The 19,299-nt window shown below is 25.7% G+C and carries 22 protein-coding genes and 1 other annotated feature; of the genes, 2 read left to right on the top strand and 20 right to left on the bottom strand.

From position 1 onward, the window contains the following. The first annotated feature begins 144 nt into the window (after positions 1-144). The gene (locus tag T352_RS0100860) at positions 145-729 is read left to right on the top strand and encodes a hypothetical protein (protein ID WP_026391347.1); all 585 of its coding nucleotides are present in this window, start codon (positions 145-147) and stop codon (positions 727-729) included. 66 nt (positions 730-795) lie between these two features. Here T352_RS0100860 and recA read toward each other — a convergent pair whose 3' ends face one another. Both recA and pgsA read right to left on the bottom strand, forming a co-directional pair. Further along, a complete protein-coding gene (gene recA, locus T352_RS06010) occupies positions 796-1,791 on the bottom strand; it encodes a recombinase RecA (RefSeq protein ID WP_035344709.1) in 996 nt (331 codons plus the stop codon). A gap of 40 nt (positions 1,792-1,831) precedes the next feature. Beyond that, complete coding sequence (gene pgsA, locus T352_RS0100850) at positions 1,832-2,383, bottom strand: CDP-diacylglycerol--glycerol-3-phosphate 3-phosphatidyltransferase (RefSeq protein ID WP_026391346.1); 552 nt, start codon at positions 2,381-2,383, stop codon at positions 1,832-1,834. 150 nt (positions 2,384-2,533) lie between these two features. On the opposite strand from pgsA, the gene rpsT reads away from it, so the two are divergent. Then, the gene (gene rpsT, locus T352_RS0100845; protein WP_026391345.1) at positions 2,534-2,797 is read left to right on the top strand and encodes a 30S ribosomal protein S20; all 264 of its coding nucleotides are present in this window, start codon (positions 2,534-2,536) and stop codon (positions 2,795-2,797) included. A 27-nt stretch (positions 2,798-2,824) separates the two neighbouring features. Here the strand turns inward: rpsT and T352_RS0100840 are convergent, their stop codons facing one another. The 18 genes from T352_RS0100840 to T352_RS05985 all read right to left on the bottom strand — a co-directional run bounded on the left by T352_RS0100840 (position 2,825) and on the right by T352_RS05985 (position 19,292). Beyond that, positions 2,825-3,478: a 3'-5' exonuclease gene (locus tag T352_RS0100840; protein WP_026391344.1), complete on the bottom strand. Its 654-nt coding sequence runs from the start codon at positions 3,476-3,478 to the stop codon at positions 2,825-2,827. Positions 3,479-3,480: 2 nt separating this feature from the next. Next, positions 3,481-4,428: a DNA polymerase III subunit delta gene (gene holA, locus T352_RS0100835; RefSeq protein WP_026391343.1), complete on the bottom strand. Its 948-nt coding sequence runs from the start codon at positions 4,426-4,428 to the stop codon at positions 3,481-3,483. A gap of 41 nt (positions 4,429-4,469) precedes the next feature. Further along, positions 4,470-6,365 carry a ComEC/Rec2 family competence protein gene (locus T352_RS0100830; protein ID WP_162151069.1) on the bottom strand — a complete coding sequence of 632 codons (1,896 nt, stop codon included), beginning with the start codon at positions 6,363-6,365 and terminating at the stop codon, positions 4,470-4,472. A gap of 121 nt (positions 6,366-6,486) precedes the next feature. Beyond that, entirely contained in the window at positions 6,487-7,002 is a 516-nt protein-coding gene (locus T352_RS0100825) for a helix-hairpin-helix domain-containing protein (protein ID WP_026391341.1), read from the bottom strand. 49 nt (positions 7,003-7,051) lie between these two features. After that, the gene (rsfS, locus tag T352_RS0100820; protein ID WP_026391340.1) at positions 7,052-7,369 is read right to left on the bottom strand and encodes a ribosome silencing factor; all 318 of its coding nucleotides are present in this window, start codon (positions 7,367-7,369) and stop codon (positions 7,052-7,054) included. After that, the gene (yqeK, locus tag T352_RS0100815) at positions 7,344-7,916 is read right to left on the bottom strand and encodes a bis(5'-nucleosyl)-tetraphosphatase (symmetrical) YqeK (RefSeq protein ID WP_162151068.1); all 573 of its coding nucleotides are present in this window, start codon (positions 7,914-7,916) and stop codon (positions 7,344-7,346) included. Before yqeK ends, rsfS begins: the two co-directional genes overlap by 26 nt. Beyond that, a complete protein-coding gene (locus tag T352_RS0100810) occupies positions 7,913-8,911 on the bottom strand; it encodes a GTPase (RefSeq protein ID WP_162151067.1) in 999 nt (332 codons plus the stop codon). The genes yqeK and T352_RS0100810 overlap by 4 nt, the downstream gene beginning before the upstream one ends. Beyond that, positions 8,895-9,449 carry a YqeG family HAD IIIA-type phosphatase gene (locus tag T352_RS06005; protein ID WP_035344706.1) on the bottom strand — a complete coding sequence of 185 codons (555 nt, stop codon included), beginning with the start codon at positions 9,447-9,449 and terminating at the stop codon, positions 8,895-8,897. The genes T352_RS0100810 and T352_RS06005 overlap by 17 nt, the downstream gene beginning before the upstream one ends. Beyond that, positions 9,436-9,921, bottom strand: coding sequence for a transcription elongation factor GreA (gene greA, locus T352_RS0100800; RefSeq protein WP_026391337.1), 486 nt, complete (start codon positions 9,919-9,921; stop codon positions 9,436-9,438). The genes T352_RS06005 and greA overlap by 14 nt, the downstream gene beginning before the upstream one ends. A gap of 39 nt (positions 9,922-9,960) precedes the next feature. Then, positions 9,961-10,641 (bottom strand): YgjP-like metallopeptidase domain-containing protein, encoded by a 681-nt coding sequence (locus T352_RS06770; RefSeq protein ID WP_026391336.1) that lies wholly within the window; start codon positions 10,639-10,641, stop codon positions 9,961-9,963. Between the two features lie 7 nt (positions 10,642-10,648). Continuing rightward, positions 10,649-10,918: a DUF1292 domain-containing protein gene (locus tag T352_RS0100790; RefSeq protein ID WP_026391335.1), complete on the bottom strand. Its 270-nt coding sequence runs from the start codon at positions 10,916-10,918 to the stop codon at positions 10,649-10,651. A gap of 1 nt (position 10,919) precedes the next feature. After that, on the bottom strand, positions 10,920-11,342 hold the full coding sequence (ruvX, locus tag T352_RS0100785; protein WP_026391334.1) for a Holliday junction resolvase RuvX: 423 nt from the start codon (positions 11,340-11,342) through the stop codon (positions 10,920-10,922). Beyond that, positions 11,339-13,912, bottom strand: a complete 2,574-nt coding sequence (alaS, locus tag T352_RS0100780; protein ID WP_162151066.1) for an alanine--tRNA ligase — start codon at positions 13,910-13,912, stop codon at positions 11,339-11,341. Before alaS ends, ruvX begins: the two co-directional genes overlap by 4 nt. A 47-nt stretch (positions 13,913-13,959) precedes the next feature. Next, positions 13,960-14,127: a binding site (T-box leader), on the bottom strand. A gap of 31 nt (positions 14,128-14,158) precedes the next feature. Continuing rightward, positions 14,159-15,043 (bottom strand): phosphatase PAP2 family protein, encoded by an 885-nt coding sequence (locus T352_RS0100775; RefSeq protein ID WP_026391332.1) that lies wholly within the window; start codon positions 15,041-15,043, stop codon positions 14,159-14,161. Then, positions 15,043-15,921, bottom strand: coding sequence for a patatin-like phospholipase family protein (locus T352_RS06765; RefSeq protein ID WP_026391331.1), 879 nt, complete (start codon positions 15,919-15,921; stop codon positions 15,043-15,045). Before T352_RS06765 ends, T352_RS0100775 begins: the two co-directional genes overlap by 1 nt. Before the next feature lies 1 nt (position 15,922). Beyond that, positions 15,923-16,366, bottom strand: coding sequence for an SsrA-binding protein SmpB (smpB, locus tag T352_RS0100765; RefSeq protein WP_026391330.1), 444 nt, complete (start codon positions 16,364-16,366; stop codon positions 15,923-15,925). A 10-nt stretch (positions 16,367-16,376) separates the two neighbouring features. Next, on the bottom strand, positions 16,377-18,353 hold the full coding sequence (gene rnr, locus T352_RS05990; protein WP_026391329.1) for a ribonuclease R: 1,977 nt from the start codon (positions 18,351-18,353) through the stop codon (positions 16,377-16,379). Between the two features lie 42 nt (positions 18,354-18,395). Further along, positions 18,396-19,292: an alpha/beta hydrolase gene (locus tag T352_RS05985; protein ID WP_051615655.1), complete on the bottom strand. Its 897-nt coding sequence runs from the start codon at positions 19,290-19,292 to the stop codon at positions 18,396-18,398. Positions 19,293-19,299 lie beyond the last annotated feature (7 nt).

Genomic DNA, 19,299 nt, shown 5'->3' with positions numbered 1-19,299 from the left:
TAAATTTCAAATTTATTTTCTTTAAATATTTCTATTCCTTTTTATTATAGCATATTTTATTTTATATTAACATAAATATCTAATATTTATTTTACTTTCAACAAATTCTATTGTATAATCATTAAAGATGCGGAGGGGTTTTATATGAAAGAAAAAAATACAATTAACTTAACTGTATATTCTAAAAAAATTGTACTTATATTATTTATTTTTGTTTTACCACTTATTTTGTTATCCTTATTTTTTATTAAGTTTAATAAAACTAGTACCAGATTTTATTTTAATAAAAATGGAGATAAGCCAATTTACTTATATCAATCTGATATAGCAAAGAAAAAAGAATTTAATAAATATTTTAAAGAGTTTAATTTGGAGGTTGTTGACTCTTTTAAATATGAAGATAAGGATAATATTTATCCTAAAGGCAAACTTACTATTGAAAAAAACTTTATACCTCAATCTTATTATAAAGACTCATATTTTAGTTTTAGATGGGTTTTAGCTGCTGATTATATGGATGCACAATCCCAAGTTAGTTCAGTATCAATTACTGAGACTAAGTCAAAATCAACTATTATTTATCCATTTAATTTACCAAATAGAAAATATCTGTTGTTTAAAGTTAATAGACCAAATTTATATATTGAGATCAAAATTAGTAATACACCATTAAATAGTGAAGATGTTATTCTTTATTATAAGATTGATTTAAATAACTTAGATTATTAATTAAAATGTAGTTTAATACTACATTTTTTTATTAAAAAAAGTTGTTATCTCTAACAACTTTAGTAATTATCGCTTAATATTATAATGTTCTAATACTTTTTGTAAAACTGTATCATATAATTCTTTATTTGCTTCTAAGAACATCTTAGCATTATCTCTACCCTGACCAATCTTTTCATCATTATATGAATACCATGATCCTGACTTTTTGATAATATCTAATTCTCCTGCAAGATCTACTAATTCTCCTGCTTGTTGAATTCCTTGACCATATATTAAATCTGTTGTTGCTACTTTAAATGGTGGTGCTACTTTATTTTTAACAACTTTTATGTTTACTTTATTACCAATTATATCTGTTCCTTGTTTTAATGCTTCACCTTTTCTAACTTCAAGTCTAATTGTTGAATAGAACTTTAAAGCACGACCACCAGTTGTAGTTTCAGGACTACCGAACATAATACCAACTTTTTCTCTAATTTGGTTAATAAAAATAACTGTTACATTACCTTTTGAAATTATACCTGATAACTTTCTCATTGCTTGACTCATTAGTCTTGCATGTAATCCAACGTGAGAATCACCCATATCACCACTAATTTCTGCTTCGGGAACTAATGCTGCAACTGAGTCAATTACAATTGTATCAACAGCACCACTTCTAATTAATGCTTCAGTAATTTCTAACGCTTGTTCTCCTGTATCTGGTTGAGATAAGATAAGTTTATCAATATCAACACCTAGACGTTTTGCATAACCTGCATCAAGTGCATGTTCAGCATCAATAAATGCAACTGTGCCACCGATTTTTTGTGTTTCAGCTATCGCATGTAATGCTAGTGTTGTTTTACCACTACTTTCAGGCCCGTATATTTCAATTATTCTTCCCTTTGGATAACCACCAACACCAAGTGAAATATCAAGTGTTAGTGAACCTGTTGAAATTGTTTCAATTTCTTGAGCTGGTTGATCACCTAGAACCATAATTGAACCCTTACCATATTGTTTTTCTATTTGTTTTAGTGCATTTTCTAAAGCTAACTCTTTTTTATCTTTTGACATCAAATCACTCCCTATAGTATATTAGTTCAAATAATTCTTTTTACTCTTTAAATACTTCAATATTTTTAATCATATAGTCAACACCACTTATGAGTGTAAACAATATTGCTAGATACCATAATATATTACCGTAAATTACAGGTAATGTAAAATCATTAAACATCATAAATATTAATGCAATCATTGTTGTTATAGTTTTTAATTTACCATATGGTGATGCTGCTACCACATGACCTTTTTCAATTGCTAGTATTCTCATACCTGTAACTGTAAACTCTCTAAATATTACAATTAAAACTGCCCAGAATTCGACTCTTCCAGTTTGAATTAAGTATACCATTGCTGCTAAGACTAAAACTTTATCAGCAATTGGATCTAAAAATTTACCGAAATTTGTTATTTGATTATATTTTCTAGCAATATAACCATCAACAAAATCTGTAAATGATGCAACTACAAAAATTATTGCTGCAATTAACTGAAATAAACTAAGTCCTAAAAACCCTGGATCACCTTGTTCTAGTACTAAAAATACGACCATAATTGGTATTAATATTAATCTTAAAATTGTTATTTTATTTGCTGTTGTCATTTTCTTCTTAAACATTCTATCTAATAAAACGTTTCTCCTTTTCTATTAATAATATACACTATAATTATTTTATCATAATAATTGGATAAATGTTGCATTTTTCGATTTCTTTTGTTATAATAAACCGTGTTATAAATTGGAGGTGAACTTATGGCTAACATAAAACAACAAATTAAAAGAAACAAAACAAACGAGAAATCACGTTTACGTAATCATGCATTTAAATCATCTACTAAAACTGCTATTAAAGCTGTAGAGAAGGCAGTTGCTTCAGGCGATAAAGACCAAGCATTAAGCTCACTACCGCTAGCACATAAAAAGTTAGACCAAGGACAAGCTAAGGGCGTATTCCACAAGAACTTCGTTGCAAGACATAAATCATATTTAGCAAATCTAATCAACGGATTAAATTAATAAAATTAGACACATAGTGTCTTTTTTTTATAATTTATCAATCTCGCCAAATCCACCATATTGTGCAACATATCTAACCTTATCTAATTTAGGACCACTAACCCCATATTTTTTATTAAATCCAATAACATTGACATATTTTTCAATGTTATTTTTTTCTTCCTTCATAGCAAGTAAAAGTGCGTAAGTTGCTTTGACATCATCTAAAGCACGGTGAGTATTTGGAAAATTAATTTGATATTTTAAAACACCACTTTCAAGTCTATGTGGAAACTTATGACGGTCTTTATAAATTGCCATAATATCTAAAATATCATTTTCTAGTTTAAAGTTTTTATCATAATTATTATAATAAAAGTTAAGTAGGAAGCCTAAATCGAACTGAATATTATATGCAATAAGTAATGTATCTTTGTTTATTAAACTATCTAGCCTATTAAAGCCCTCATTTTGCGATACACCGTGTTTTTCTTGCATTTGTGGTGTTATACCTGTTATCTCTGTAATCTTCTCAGAAATCGGATTATCGGTATTTAAAATAAGTGATAATTCATCTACTAGTTGAAAATTGCCATTCACTTTTTTATATTTTGCTGCACCTATTTCAAGTATCTGATCATTTGTTGCTGATAGACCTGTTGTTTCAAAGTCAAAAACTAATATTTCTTCATGTTTAAACATTTTTATACCCCCAATATTAATATTTCTAAACCGATTTTTTTATCGATTTTACCTGTTTTTATATCAAAATCAAGTCTCGCTAGTTTTTCTAATATATCTTCTAAACGTTTTAAATCTAATTCTTTTGCACTTTTAATTAAGTAGTATGCAACGCCACTTTTAATATTAAACTTCTCAGCAATTTGTTCCTGACTTAAATTATCTTCAAGTAAGAGTCTAGTTTGAATTAATTGTCTAACCTTATTACCGATACTATTAATTATTCTAATTGGATCTTCACTTCTAGCTATTAAATCATAATATATTTCAATAGTTTTAATTTGATTACCTATAACTAAATTATTGGTAAGTTCATAAATGTTTTCTTCTAAATTTCTACTTACTAATTTTACTACCGTATCTAGTTCAATCTTTTTACTAATTGATTCAAACATCATAAGTTTTTCTAATTCTTGTTCAACTAAAATAAGATCATAATCAGTTCTTACTAATAACTCATTTACCGCATCTGTCTCAATTAGATATTCTTTTTCCTTTAACATTTTTTTTATATAATCAGGAAACATATCTTTTGTCATATCTTTAATTTCAATAATTTTAGTATAATTTAAGATTGCCTTACCAATATTGCTTGTGCTATTTAGTAATTCTTTGAATACTAATATTAAATACACTTCTGGATTAGGGTTTTTAAGATACTTAACTAAACTCAACTGGAATGACTCATCTAATTTAAATAATTCATCTGCTTCTTTAATAATTACCAATTTTTCATCTGAAAATAATGATCCGGTATTTAAATCTTCTAAGATGTCAAAAAAATCTGCTTCTGTTAAATCGTATTTACTAATATTAAAATCATCGATTTTTGATAATAAAGAAAGTCTTCTTACTTCTTGATTCGTTAAATACTTATTATTCCCATATATTGTCGTTACTTGATCTAGCATTTAATCACTCCTATAAATTAACATTATTATTATACTATATATTAGTAAATATTTCTATCTTTAACGGGTTTAATGTTGTTATTATTTTTAACTTTAATTGTTCCCTCTTGCCATGTTATGAAATATTTAACATTATATATTTCTAATGTCTTAAGTGTATTTATAGATGGAAATCCAAATTTATTATCTATTCCAGCTGATATTAAAGCATATTTTGGTTTTACATAGTAAATAATTTTTTCACTACTGGAACTATCTGAGCCATGATGTGCAACTTTTAAAATATCAGATTTTAATAAAGCTCCATAATTATTTACTAAATCTACCTCTCTTTCTTTTTCAATATCACCTGTAAATAATACTTTAGTATCATTAAATGTTAATTTTAAAACAAGTGAATTGTTGTTGCTATCGTTATAGTCTTTTAGTGGGTCATAAAAAAATATACTATAACCTTTTTCATTTATTACTTCTTCATTTTTAATTATCTTATTTTTTGTTTTATAACTTTTCTTAATTTGATAGTCATCATAATTATTTAAAATAAGGTATTCAACTTTAAACCTATCTAAGATTTCCTCTGCTTCTTTTGTATGATCTAAGTGATTATGAGTCAATATTAAATATTTTATTTTAATTACTCCCTTATTTTCCAAAAAGCTTACTGTATTATTGTAAGCATCAATAACAACAACTTCACCATTTTTGATAAAAATACTAGAATCTCCCTGCCCAGAATCTAGAAAGTATAATTCACCTTCATTAAGGTTTAATTTTAGTTTAGGAATACTAATAAGTAGCATTATTGATAAAATTAGTATTTTATAATTTATTTTATCACTAGCTTTTAATATTATTAAAAGATAATAAATAAAAATTGATAAGGAACTTATACTAGAAACAACAATTTTATAATCATTAAATCTACTTATGGTTATTAGATTTACTATTACTTGAATAAGCTTTGATATGATCTCAGAGCCCATAAAATTATTTAAAATTGATAAAGGAAAAATAACATAAACAACCAAAATATAGTAAACAGGATAAAAAATTAAGTTTACCATATTAAAATTGTTATAAAAGGGAAGTGTTATTAAGCTTATCATTAAACCTATTTTAAATTGTTTAACAATAAAGTATTCGCTTAACTGATATTCTTTAAATAAATGAAGTGCTGATACTATAAGATAAGATATTAAAAAACCGGTATTAGTAATTAAATATGAATAAAATATTAGCGTTATTAAATAACTAAGATTCATCAATGAATAATTTGTTATACTAATCTCTCTTCTTCTTTTAATATTTTTAAGTAAGTAATAACAAAGAATTCTAAAAATACCAAATGCAAAGTTTGAACAAAAAAAGATTGTAGCAAGAGTAAATATAATTATTCCATCTTGAATTTTTTGTTCTAGATTAAAATAAAACATGATTTTTCTTATTAGCTTGATTAAAAAATAGATATGAATACCACTTAAACTAAATAATGTAATAATGTTTAAATCTTTTAGTTTTTGATTTGTATCATCATCAATTTTTGCTAAATTTAAAAATATTTTTAAATAGTTATCGTTTATTAGTAGTTTAGCCTTATATAGATTATTTGTTTTATTAAGTATGGTTAGATTATAGTCTTTAATTTCACCATAAACACCGATACTTTTATAATATTTATTAATATTAAAACTTCCGGGAGTCTTATATTCATATTTAGTTACTACAGATCCTTTTACTAAAACAATATCACCAACATTAAAATTTTTCTTAGTATATAGATAATATTTTCTTCTATTTATTTTTAATGTTAGTCTATTATTATCATTGTAATTTGATACTTCAACTATTGTTGCTTTATTATCAATAGTTTTAATTTTTGCTTTGTAGTTATTAAAAATAAATAACAAGATAATTAAAAAGAATAATATAGACATTATAACTTTACTATATTTATTTCTAAATATAATTAGATAACAAATGAGTGCTACTATAAAAAGATAATTGTTAAGTGAGAGTATAAATATAAATAAACCAATAAAGTAATAGTATAAATAGTTAGATTTCAAAATAGACAAATATTTTTTCATATGTTTTTTGTCCAATTTGTTTCACATTTAGCAATTCATCAATACTTTTAAATTTTCCGTACTGATTTTTATAAACTAAGATATTAACGGCTATATTTTCAGTTATCCCAGGGACTTGAATTAGATCTTTAAGTTTTGCTGTGTTTAGATTTATTTTAGTGAATACCTGGTTGTTTTCATCATTATTTTCAGTAGTTTTTTTTATATTAATTATTTCATTTTTGGTTAATAAATAGTTTTCATCAACCAAACTTAAATCTGCATCTTTCGTAAATCCACCAGCAAGTTTTACTAAATCTCTGATTTGGATTGGTTCAAAGAAAGTATATGCTTTAGGAAATGCAACTTCTCCTGTTAAAGTAATAGTAAATTTATTTGGATATACTACTTCCTCGTTTATTTTTTGTTCATTTTTATTTTTAGGCCAAATTGCTAAATTAATGAAAATAAAAAATAGTCCTATAATCATAAATTTGTTGCGCATTTAATCAACTCCTTTACGATATATTAGGACTATTATTATTTAATTACTTTTATTTAATTGTAATTTCTTTTACATCAGCAAGTCTTGCTTCAAAATTGTAAAATTTACGTTCAGTTTCGTTAAACAAGTGAACTATGATATCTTTAGCATCAACTAATGTCCAACCTGTATTTCTACCCTCAACCTTTTCTGTATCTAATAAACCTGCTTTTTTTAAGTAACCAACTGTTGCATTACTTTGACGATCACTCAAGGTTGCAAGTATTACATAATCGTAAAAGGGTGATTTGTTTTCATAGTGATAAACTTTCACATCTTTTGCATTAGTACTTTCTAATATATCAAGTATTTGTTTTAATCTTTCCATTTAATAACTCCTCATAATAATTTAATGTATCAATTTGTTTTTTTGCTAATTGCATATTTTTCTTTGCTAAATATCTCTCGTTACTCTTTATTGTTTCTACGACTGCTAAATCTAAGTCTTTAGTTGCAAGTTTGTATAAGTATCTTGAATTATTTTTACCATTTAAATAAATAGAATCACTAATAAATAATATTTTAAGTATTGGATTCATTGCTATTTTACCATAAACATGATTTTTTATAGCATCATATAAATCATCTTGAATTTTGTAATTCATTTTAAAATAATTTGCTGCACTAATTGCATGATAAAGATGTTGTTCATTGCTGTATTTTAAGAGGTCTTCATTACTTATATATTTTTCATAAAATAAATTTTCATTGTACTTTGCATAATCATGCATTAGGCCTGCTAAAAATGCTTTATTACTATCTACTTTGTGAATTATCGCTAGACTTTCTGAAATTCTAGCAACAGTTATAACATGTAATAATCGCTCTGGATATTTAGCAAGTTTATTTAAGACATCTTTGTAGATCTTTTTCATTTTAATAAGCTCTCACTAATTGTAAGTCTTAGTTTTTTAGGTAGTTTAACTGTTAAATTAGTATTACCACTTACTTGAATAAACATTAAATCAGCAATTGTGATATGCATTTTTTCTTGACCTATTTTGAATGTTTTACTAGTATACTCATACTCTAAGTTTAAATAATTATTTAGGTTTGCTAAATTATATTTCATTATTTTACTAAACTCATTAATATAAAAGACTAAGTTTACATCATTAGATGATGTTATTTCAATATAATCATTAATAACTAATTTTTGATTTTCTTTTAATTGATATACTTTAGGCTTAATGGTTTTACTTGGTAAAAGTTTACGATATTCTTCGTAATCAAAAATTTCTGATAAATTACCTGAAATATAATTACCAGGCATATCATAAATAGTTTTATCTAAGAAATTAGACTTAATAATTTCTTGTGTTAATCCTGCCTTATTTAAGTTAAGAACATCTTTATTATTAGTTAGAGATTTAAATATTGTTGATTTACCACTATTTTGATAACCAAATAAATAAATATCTTTTTGTTTTTGTTCCATTAAATAATGTTTTAAATTTGTTGTATCGCTTGGATTAATTGCTGACATAAAAATTATGTCAAAAAACTTAACTTTGTTTTTCTTAGCTAGTTTTTCAATTTTTTCATGTAGATAATCGAGATTAGTATCTCTTGGTAATAAGTCTACTTGGTTTAAAATATAAACATATTTAGCATTTGGTTGAATGCGCTCAATTGGTTGTGTAAAAAGTAGGTCTATTTGCATCACTGATTGAATAATTAAAACCAAGCTATGGTCTTTAATTTCTAAATATTTATCAGGATGAAAATGATTTTTAGACTTACCATAATTTTTTAAACTAAAACAATCAAAACAATAAGAATTATTTAAATCTTTAACATAACCTACTTTATTTTCATCAGTATTTTGTTTTAAAGCTCCACAGCCTAAGCACTTATTTTGATTCTGCATAACTCTTTAAAACCTCATTATATTTTTCTGGATATTTTTTAGCTACTTTTCTAATAAAGATATTTTCTAGTTTTCTATTATTTCTAGTTAAAATATGATCAGTTCTTTGTTTTACTGGTTTTACTAAAATAGTTTCTTTGATTTTTGTTCTATTTGCACCTAATATATCTGTCATCAACTGATCACCAATTACACATACTTGATCTTTTTTTACATTTAATAACTTAATACCTTTCTTAAAACCAAATTTAAGTGGTTTTTTTGCAAACTTGACATAACCTATATTTTTAAGATTTGAAGTTGCTGTTTTCACACGTTTTTTTCTTGAATTTGAAATGACTAAAACTTTAAAATTTTCGGATAATTTTTCTAGTAATTCTTGTTCCTTTGGTCCAATTACATTAATATCATAAGGAATTATTGTATTATCTAAGTCAAAAAACAAGGCTTTAATTCCTTGTTTTAATAGTTTATCGTAATCTATATCGAAAATACTCAAGACGTACTGACTTGGTATTATTTTCTTATAAATTTTCATTTAGAACATCCAATATTTTAATTGAGAATGTTTTTCCTGTTGGTGATTTATATGAAAGTACATCACCTTTTTCATGACCAATTAGGGCTTTACCTAGTGGTGAATCGACAGAGATTTTTTTCTTCATTGGATTTGCTTCAATAGTACCTACTAAATAATACTTAGCAACTTTACCTTGGTCTAAATGTTCAACTTCAACTACTTTTCCGATTTCAACAATGTCTTTATTGCTTAAACGGATAATTTTGGTATTTTTTAAAATATTTTCAATTTCAATAATTCTAGTTTCAATTTTTGATTGTTCATTTCTTGCTGCATCATAATCAGCATTTTCTGATAAGTCCCCTTGTTCTCTAGCTTCTTTTAAGAAAATAAGGTTTTGTGGACGTTTATTATCAATAAGATCTGTTAATTCATTTTTTAATTTATCAACACCATCTTGGGTTAATTCATAGATTTTATTATTGTTCATAAGTTAATCCTCCTTTAGGCTTGTTATATTATATCACTTTTAAAGCCAAATCGATATTGTTTTTATTGATTTATCATAATATTTATATTTTGGCATTAGTTTTTCTAAGGCATTATAAAACTTTTTACTATGATCAAAAGCAATCGTATGAGCATATTCATGCATAATAACATAGTATAGATAGTTAATATTAGCTTTTGCTAAAACAATGTTTAACGTTATTTCATTATGCTTGCGGTGATATGAACCAAATTTTGATTTGTAATATCCCGTTTTTATTGGGAGTTTTTCAATATTATTTTTTTGTAATATTTCTCCCACATCATCTTTTATTCGATTATACATATCAATTAAGTGATATTCATATATCTTTTTCTTTATTTTAGTTATATCCGTTAATTTTGTTTTAACAGTTAATTCATTATTATCTATTTTAAATTTTAGCTTAGTATTTTCATTAATGACATTTAGTTTATACTTAATATCTTCTAGAATAATTTCAAATTCATTTGGATATTTTTTGGCATGGTCTAAATACTTATGATAAAACTTATCAAAATTAGTTAAAATAAAATTAGTTATAGATTCATTACTTACATACTTAGATTTACTAATTTCTAAATATTTATCTTTAAATCTAAAATATGTATTTTTATTATCTTTTTTTATAATTACGTATGGAATAGTTTTATTATTATAATTTAGGTAATTAATATCCATCTTTAAATTAGTCTTCTAATTCTTCTTCTTCATCTTCTAGACCGTCAAAGTATTCTTCTAGTAATTCATCTAGAAGTTGCCATTCTTCTTCTGTCTCAATATCTTTAATTGCACCTTCACCATCTATTTGTTCTTCATAGATAGCACCACTAATATCACCTGATTCAACGAATTCAAATACTACATATTTTTTACCGTTTTTTTCATGAGTAAATAATATTGTCGCTAACTCTTCGCTTCCATCTTCATTAATTAATGTAATTTGATCATTTTCCATTTTAATTTTTCTCCTTATAATCTAAATAATTTTGTAAGATGATTGTTGCTGCAAGCTCATCTTTTTTCAGTTTTTGTTTTTTTCTTGAAACATTTTGACTAACCATTGCTTTAATTGCACTTTGAGTTGATGTTCTCTCATCCCATAATACAACATTTACGTCTATTTTACTTTTTAGCATATTAGCAAAATCAATACTAATCTGTCCTCTTATTCCTAAATCATTATTCATATGTTTAGGAAGGCCAATAACTACATCAGTAATTTGTTCTTTTTTAATGACTTCTAGAGTTAAATTTACCGCCTCTTCATAGTTGTCATCTTTAAAATATAGCGTTTGATAACTATTAGCAATAATCCCGCTTAGACTAATTGAAAATCCAAGTGATTTACTTCCTAGATCAATTCCTAAATATTTTTTCATAATTGTTCCTTAATAGCTTTGATTGCATTATCAATGTTTGAAAGATCTTTAGTTCCACCTTGTGCCATAGTATCACGACCACCACCACGGCCATTAGTTAGTTTTGTAAAATCTTTGACTAAATTACCAGCATGAGTCTTACCATCTGTTTTAGCAATAATTGTTGCCTCACTATTAGCTATATTGATTAATAATATTGTTTCTGCTTTAATTTTATCATATATTGCGTCAGTTAATTCCTTTAAAACATCACTGTTTAAGTCATTAGTTACTATTACTTCTTTTTTAGTAATGTTCTTACCAATAAATTTATCGATATTTTGTAAAACACTTAGTTTTTTTGTAGTTTCTAATTCTTTTTCTAACTGGTGAAGATAACTTCTTGCTTCAATTAATAATTCTTTATTATTTAATACTGATTGATATGAGTTTTCACTTAAATCTAAATAGTATTTTTTAGTACTATTTAGTTCACTTAGTTTTTCATTTATTTGATTAAATTCTTTATCAATATGCATCATAAAGACTTTTAATTCTTTTTTAATATTTGTATCAGTACTTGCAGTTATACGGTATGTTCCTGAACCAATCGATTCAATTTGTAAGACTGCAAAATCATTAATATCTTTAGTATTTGTTAAATGAGTTCCCCCACAAAGCTCAATACTATAACCCATATTTACAACTCTAACGATATCACCATATTTTTCGCCAAATAAAGCCATTGCACCAAGACCTTTTGCATCTTCCATACTCATTTGTTTAATTACGATATCTAGTGACTCTTTAATTTTTGCTTTTACAATTTTTTCAATTTCAATTATTTGATTATTTTCAATTGTATCAAAATGATTAAAGTCAAATCTTAAATAATTTTCATTAACTAGTGAACCTTGTTGGTTAACATGAGTGCCTAAAACATCTTTAAGTGCTTGATGAAGTAAGTGAGTAGCTGAGTGATTTTTTTCGGTATTAAAACGTGTTTGTTCATTTACTTTTGCCATAACTACTTGATTTTCTTCAAAATGATAATCTACTTTATGTAAAAACTGTCCGTTTGGTAATTTAATAACATCAGTAACATCAATATCATTGATTGTTCCCTTATCTGCTACTTGTCCCCCACTTGTTGCATAAAATGGTGTTTTTTCTAAGATTATACCTTCTTCAAAAACTTTAATTACTTTAGTTTCTATGCTTAAAGTGTCATAGCCTACAAATAAGCTTTTATCAAAATAATTTAAATATTCTTCTTGTTGTTCATTCATTCCATCATTTACAACTCTAGCATTTCTTGATCTTTCTTTTTGTTTTAAAAGTTCTTCCTTAAATGCTAAAACGTCTACTACTGCATTATTATCATTAGCATATTCAATTGTAAGTTCAATTGGAAAACCATATGTATCATATAATTTAAAAGCATCAGCGCCTGAGATTTGATTGTTGTTTCCTAAACTTTCAAAGAAATGTTTTTCACCTTCAGTAATTGTTTCTAAAAACTTTTCTTCTTCTTTTAAGATAATTTTAGTTACTATTTGTTCTGTAGTTACTAAATTTGGATAAAAATCTTTCATTGTTTCAATAACACTTGGAACTAATAAATATAAAAATGGTTTAGTTAAGTTAATTGTTCTTCCATATTTTACTGCTCTTCTAAGTACTCTTCTAAGAACATACCCTCTACCCTCATTAGATAAAATAGCACCATCGCCAATTGCAAATACTAAAGTTTTAATATGATCAGCAATAACTTTAAATGCAGCTTGGCCATCATATTTAACATTACTAATTTCTTCAATTTTTTTAATGATTGGATAAAATAAATCTGTCTCAAAGTTTGTTTTAACATCTTGTAAAATACATGCAAAGCGTTCAAGTCCTGCACCAGTATCAATATTTTTATTTGGTAATTCTGGATAATCTTTTCTCTCAAGTCCTTCTTTAGCATTGTACTGTGAAAAAACGATATTCCAAATTTCGATGTAGCGATCATTTTCTAAGTCATTTTCTAAAATTTCAATTCCTCTTGAATCATATTTTTCGCCACGGTCAAAAAAGATTTCAGTATTTGGACCACTTGGACCTTCACCAATTTCCCAGTAATTATTATCATTAGGTATTAAGTGTGATTCACTTACTCCTAAACTTAACCATTTGTTTTTTGCTGTAATATCTTCTGTATAATATGTAAAATATAATTTATCTAATGGGAAACCAAAGTATTTTTCATCAGTTAATAATTCAAAGCCAAATTCAATTGCTTCATCTTTAAAATAATCACCTATTGAAAAGTTTCCTAGCATTTCAAAAAATGTATGGTGTCTTGCTGTTAGTCCAACATTTTCAATATCATTAGTTCTAATACATTTTTGAATATTAGTCATACGTTTTGACTTTGGTGTTTCACTTCCATCAAAATATTTTTTCAAAGGGGCAACACCAGCATTAATCCAAAGTAGAGTTGGATCATTCTTTGGCACAAGTGGTGCTGACTCTACGATAAAGTGTTTTTTACTTTCAAAAAATTTTAACCATGTATTTCTAATTTCATTTGAGCTCATATATCTCATTTTATCAATTCTCCTTATAAATAATAAAAGTCCCTAGACATTAAATGTCTAAGGACGAAATAAATTCCGCGGTACCACCTTAGTTCTAGTTACCTAGCCCTTAAGATTTAATTTTATGCTCCTAAGTAGCTTTCATTTGTTAAATGCTTTGTTTTCACTATCCACAAAGTCTCTAAATTCATTTAATAAATTACTCTCTTAATCAACGCATTTTTATTTTAACATTAATAAATTAAATTGTAAAGATTAATTACTCTTAAAGATTTTAACGAATAAATATGGTGCACCAGCTGAGATAAAAAATGAAACAGCTAGATATCTAAAGAAATCATATACGTTATTATCTTTAGGGAATGCTTCTTTTAATCCTAAGTAAAATCCTAATGCTATTGCAAGTCCAATAATAAGCTTTAATATTTTATTTTTAACTGTTGTATTAACATCATGCTTGATATATAACTTATCAATTGCATAACCACTAATAAAACCGATAAACCCTGCTCCTGATATAAATAACTCATGATATTTTTCATAATCTTTACCAATTAAAAATGCAAGTCCAATTAGGATAAAAGGTATTACATATAAAGGATAAATATGTTCTTTATCTTTCATTAAATCAAATAACTTAAACATTAAATATGCAAATACTATCCCAATTATCGTACCAACAACAACGTCTGTTAAAAAATGTTGTCCTAAATACATTCTAGAAAATGGTACTAGTATTACTAGAGTAAATAAAATATAATTTATAACTCTATGTCTTCTTCCGTACTCATTTTTTAAAGAGTAAAAGGTTACACCTATTGCTTGGGAGTGCCCACTAGGAAATGAGTAACTTCTTGACTTAGTAAATACTGATTCAACCCCTTCATGAGTAAATGGTCTAGGTCTTTTAAAGATAACTTTAAAGACGTTATTTACTGCTGCACTACCAATAAATGCAAATAAAAACTTATATGCAAACTTTTTGTCAATTAACCAGTAGATTACAACAACAATTAATATAAATGCATACATATCACCTAACTGGGTAATAATATAAAATAGATAATCAAAAAATGGATTTCTTAAATTGTTTTGAATCCACTTAATTAATCCTAAATCAAACTTATCAATAAAACTCATTATTTATACCTCATTTTCATTTTTTTGAATAACTTATCATCAAATTCTTTATTAATCTCAAATATCTTAGGAGTAAAAATAAACTTTCCATCAACTATTACATTTTGTTTTATTAAGTCTTTAATCATTTTTTTAGTTGCTAGATATCCATAAATGTATTTATGGTCCAATCTTGTTCTTTCAAACATGATTGTATCAGCTAAATCAATAATCTTTGAATCATGAAACACATTTTTTGCACTAAAGTTAATAATCATTTTATTTGAGTCTTGATATTTATTTAAATCGTAGTAATTATCAAGTGGTACTAATAATAAAATATCACATTCTTTTTCAATTAAAAGATCAATTGTATATCTATCAATTAAACCACCATCTACATAGACTTGATCATAAATTACAGTTGGCTTAAATACAGCTGGAATTGATGAAGAAGCTAAGACAGCTCTTTTTGGTAGTGAGAAACTATTTAAATGAAAAACTTCAAGTTCTAAATTGCTTCTTCTTAAATTGTGATATTTGAAACTATTATTTACTAGTTTTGATGCTGTAATATATGCTTGATACTTTGATTTTTCTAAATTACTACTTTTAATATAACTTGATGTTTTAATAAAGAGTGGTCCTAAATCAAATAATGATCTGGAAAAATAAACTCTTTTTTTAAATACTAATTTATTATTTATATACTCCCAAACTCTAATCATATTATTAACATTTTCAAAGTTTAAAAATAACATTGTATTAATTGCCCCAATTGAGGTACCAGTAATAACATTAATTTGATCTAATAAATTATATTCTTCTAGTGCTTTTAATACTCCTAGTTGATATGTACCTTTGGCTCCCCCACCACCTAAAGCTAATCCAACTTTCATATTAATATCTAAACACTGCTTTCTTCATATGCATTTCTTGATCTTTCTTCTTTAAATCTTCACGCTTATCATAATTTTTTTTACCCTTAGCAAGTGCTATTTCTAACTTAGCATAACCATTTTTTAAGTAGAGGGAGAGAGGAATTACTGTATTACCTTCCTCTTTTACTTTTGTTTGTAATTTAATTATTTCACGCTTATTTAATAATAACTTTCTTGGTCTAGTTTCTTGATGATTAAACATATTAGCTTGTTCATAAGTACTTACATTCATATTTGTAACATAAGCCTCATTACCTTTAAAAGTAATATATGCCTCATTTATACTAACCTTCCCAAGTCTTATTGATTTAATTTCACTTCCAACCAATTTTAACCCTGCTTCGTATTTTTCAAGTACAAAGTAGTTATAATTTGCTAGTTTATTTTTAGCAATTATTTTCAAACCGAATCACCTACTTAATTTTAAAATCAATTTTTAAATCTAACATATCTACATCTGTTAGTATTACATTTATAAAACTACCTACTTTATATATTTTACCACCAATTACAAAAGCTAATGATTCTTCATTAAAACTACTTTCACGGTGGTTATTTTTAACATTAACAAATCCTTCAATACCTTTATCTGTTTTAACAAAAAATCCTGTTTTGGTAGGTTGAGTAATTTGCACTAAAAATTCTTCTCCTATTTTATCTACCATATACTCACATGATTTTAAGCTTACAACTTCACGTTCAATTTCAATTGCCTTACGTTCCATTGCCGATGTATGTTTACCAATTTCAGATAAATTGTTTTCATAATAGTTATATCTTTTTTTGTTGTTATTTTCACCAAATACTAATTCTTTTATAATACGGTGTAAAATTAAATCAGGATATCTTCTAATTGGTGAGGTAAAATGTGTATAGTATCTAGCAGCAAGGCCGTAGTGTCCCACTGGATTATTACTATACTCTGCTTTTTGCATTGCTCTAAGTAGAGTCATACTTACAATATTTTCATAGTCTTTATCATTTGATAGTTTTAAGATTTTTTGTAATTCTTTAGCATTTACAATTGTTTTTTTATTAAATGGAAGACCTAGTTTACTTAAAGTATCCATTGCTTTATCTAATTTTTCTGAATCTGGTTTCTCATGAATACGGTAAATGCTTGGGAATAAGTTTTCTTCCATATGGAAAGCAACTGTCTCATTAGCAATTAACATAAATGATTCAATTAATTCTTCTGCTACATCAGTTTTTCTAAGTTCAATATCTATTACTTTATTATTTTTATCAAAAATAAATTTTAACTCTTCAGTTTTAAACTCTAAAGCGCCTCTTTTATTTCTTAAGTTTTTGAGGATAACTGATAAATCTTCCATATTTTTAAGTACTTCATTTAATCTCTCATCTTGAAATTTTATATTATTTTTTAAATAATCATTTACTCTATCATATGTTAATCTTGCTTTTGAGTTTATAATTGTCTTTTCAATTTTATAGTCAATTACTTTACCATCTTTATTGATTACCATTAAACAACTAACGGTTAATTTATCAGTGTCTGGATTTAGACTACATAAATCGTTTGCTAGTTTTCTAGGTAACATTGGGATTACTTTATTTGCCATATAAACACTAGTAGATTTTTCATATGCCTTTTCATCGATTAGAGTTCTTGGTTTTACATATAATGAAACATCGGCAATATGCACACCTAAATGATAATTGTTATCTACTACTTTTAAACTAACGGCATCATCTAAGTCCTTAGCATCAGCACCGTCAATTGTAAAGATAAAATCATTTGTTAAATCAAGTCTAAACTCTTTTTCTTTATTAATGTTAATATTTAATTTATTTGCTTCTTTTTCAAGTAAATCAAAATCTGTTTCTGGCCAGTTATGATATGCAACTATTTTTAAGATATCGATATCTGGATCATCAATATGTCCTATTACTTGTTCTAATTTTGTATAGATTCGTTCATTTTTAATATCATTTACTTTAAGTTTAACAACACTTCCTGAGACAATAAGTGATTCATCATCAACAAGAATTGTTTTGAATAATGGCTTATCTGTATAATACTTTAAACCTTTACGATTTTTAAGTACGGTTGCGATAATAAACTCTAAACCTCTTTTAATAATTTTCTTTACTACTGGTTTTCCTTTTACCAATTCAAGTAAAATTATATCGTTATCCATTAAATTATTAGCTTGCGTTTTATTTAAAAATATATCTTCACTATCTTCTCTAATTAAGAAAGCAAAAGCATTTTTTTTATCAATTCTACCGATAAAACAGTTTTTCTTTAATTCTACACTACCATCTTTACTTACACTTAAACATGTGTAATCACTAATTTTAGATAATTCATCCTCATGAATTTTTCTAGTCTTTTCTTCATAAAATTTTAAATATATTTTTTCCATGAGTACCTCTTTCTAATTCAACTTATTATATCATAAATATGTTTAATTATTTAAAAAATCTACAATTTGATTTCTCGCAATCTTACCTTCGGGAATTGGAAATAAAACAAAAACATGATTCATTTTTTGATATTTGTAATAAGTTACTTTCTTATTATTTTTTAACTTTTTCATTAATAACTTAATATCTGGATATAAAATCTCGTCAGTTCCTGTAAATATTAAGGTTTTAGGAAGATATGTTAAATCACCATAAATTGGTGATAACATATATTGTTTTAAATCTTCATTATCAGCCCAAATTTTACCCATATACTTTAAACCTTCACGGCTAATCATTGGATCTCTATCTTCATAATTAATTATTTGAGGATTGGTCATTGATAAGTCTAACCATGGGGAGATTAAAACTAGTCTATTTGCTGTTCTTAAATGGTTCTTTTTTAAGTATTGATAATAGCTAAGAGCAAGACCACCACCAGCAGAATCTCCCATAAAATTTATCTCATCATAACCTTCATCAATAATATTATTATAAATATAATCTAACATTTCATAACAGTCTTTGTAGTTATATTTAGGTGCTTTAGGATAGATTGGAAATATTACTTTAATTCCTGTTTTTTGACATAAAAAATCAGCAAAACGGTAATGGAAAATAGATGGCTGACAGTTATATGCACCACCATGTAAATATAAGATTACTCTTTTATTATTTTCGCCAATATTAAAAATTTGAAAGTTTTTAAAACTCTCTTCTTCTACAATACTATGTAGTTTAGGTAGTTCAATTTTTTCATCATTTTTAATTAATCTACCTTCTAAGTATTTACTCGCATTAACTTCTGAGATAAATGGTTTTTTTGCATATGCAGTATATAATAAACCAGTTGCTAGTTTAGCTCTTATACTTACTTTCTTATACTTAATCTTTTTCAAATGTTTA

The organism is Haploplasma modicum ATCC 29102, assembly GCF_000687835.1.
GTDB lineage: Bacteria > Bacillota_I > Bacilli_A > Acholeplasmatales > Acholeplasmataceae > Haploplasma > Haploplasma modicum.
This window is presented reverse-complemented; position numbering and strand designations above follow the sequence as displayed.

Bases quoted from the DNA above. Each gene is read 5' to 3' on its own strand.
- T352_RS0100775 (WP_026391332.1), bottom strand. From the start codon at position 15,043: ATGAGTTTTATTGATAAGTTTGATTTAGGATTAATTAAGTGGATTCAA.
- ruvX (WP_026391334.1), bottom strand. From the start codon at position 11,342: ATGAAAAAATATTTAGGAATTGATCTAGGAAGTAAATCACTTGGATTT.
- T352_RS06765 (WP_026391331.1), bottom strand. From the start codon at position 15,921: ATGAAAGTTGGATTAGCTTTAGGTGGTGGGGGAGCCAAAGGTACATAT.
- yqeK (WP_162151068.1), bottom strand. From the start codon at position 7,916: ATGAAAAAGATCTACAAAGATGTCTTAAATAAACTTGCTAAATATCCA.
- rpsT (WP_026391345.1), top strand. From the start codon at position 2,534: ATGGCTAACATAAAACAACAAATTAAAAGAAACAAAACAAACGAGAAA.
- alaS (WP_162151066.1), bottom strand. From the start codon at position 13,912: ATGAGATATATGAGCTCAAATGAAATTAGAAATACATGGTTAAAATTT.
- T352_RS0100790 (WP_026391335.1), bottom strand. From the start codon at position 10,918: ATGGAAAATGATCAAATTACATTAATTAATGAAGATGGAAGCGAAGAG.
- pgsA (WP_026391346.1), bottom strand. From the start codon at position 2,383: ATGACAACAGCAAATAAAATAACAATTTTAAGATTAATATTAATACCA.
- rsfS (WP_026391340.1), bottom strand. From the start codon at position 7,369: ATGGAAAGATTAAAACAAATACTTGATATATTAGAAAGTACTAATGCA.
- T352_RS0100825 (WP_026391341.1), bottom strand. From the start codon at position 7,002: ATGCGCAACAAATTTATGATTATAGGACTATTTTTTATTTTCATTAAT.
- T352_RS06770 (WP_026391336.1), bottom strand. From the start codon at position 10,641: ATGGATATTAATTACCTAAATTATAATAATAAAACTATTCCATACGTA.
- T352_RS0100810 (WP_162151067.1), bottom strand. From the start codon at position 8,911: ATGCAGAATCAAAATAAGTGCTTAGGCTGTGGAGCTTTAAAACAAAAT.
- greA (WP_026391337.1), bottom strand. From the start codon at position 9,921: ATGAACAATAATAAAATCTATGAATTAACCCAAGATGGTGTTGATAAA.
- recA (WP_035344709.1), bottom strand. From the start codon at position 1,791: ATGTCAAAAGATAAAAAAGAGTTAGCTTTAGAAAATGCACTAAAACAA.
- T352_RS0100860 (WP_026391347.1), top strand. From the start codon at position 145: ATGAAAGAAAAAAATACAATTAACTTAACTGTATATTCTAAAAAAATT.
- holA (WP_026391343.1), bottom strand. From the start codon at position 4,428: ATGCTAGATCAAGTAACGACAATATATGGGAATAATAAGTATTTAACG.
- T352_RS0100830 (WP_162151069.1), bottom strand. From the start codon at position 6,365: ATGTCTATATTATTCTTTTTAATTATCTTGTTATTTATTTTTAATAAC.
- T352_RS06005 (WP_035344706.1), bottom strand. From the start codon at position 9,449: ATGAAAATTTATAAGAAAATAATACCAAGTCAGTACGTCTTGAGTATT.
- rnr (WP_026391329.1), bottom strand. From the start codon at position 18,353: ATGGAAAAAATATATTTAAAATTTTATGAAGAAAAGACTAGAAAAATT.
- T352_RS0100840 (WP_026391344.1), bottom strand. From the start codon at position 3,478: ATGTTTAAACATGAAGAAATATTAGTTTTTGACTTTGAAACAACAGGT.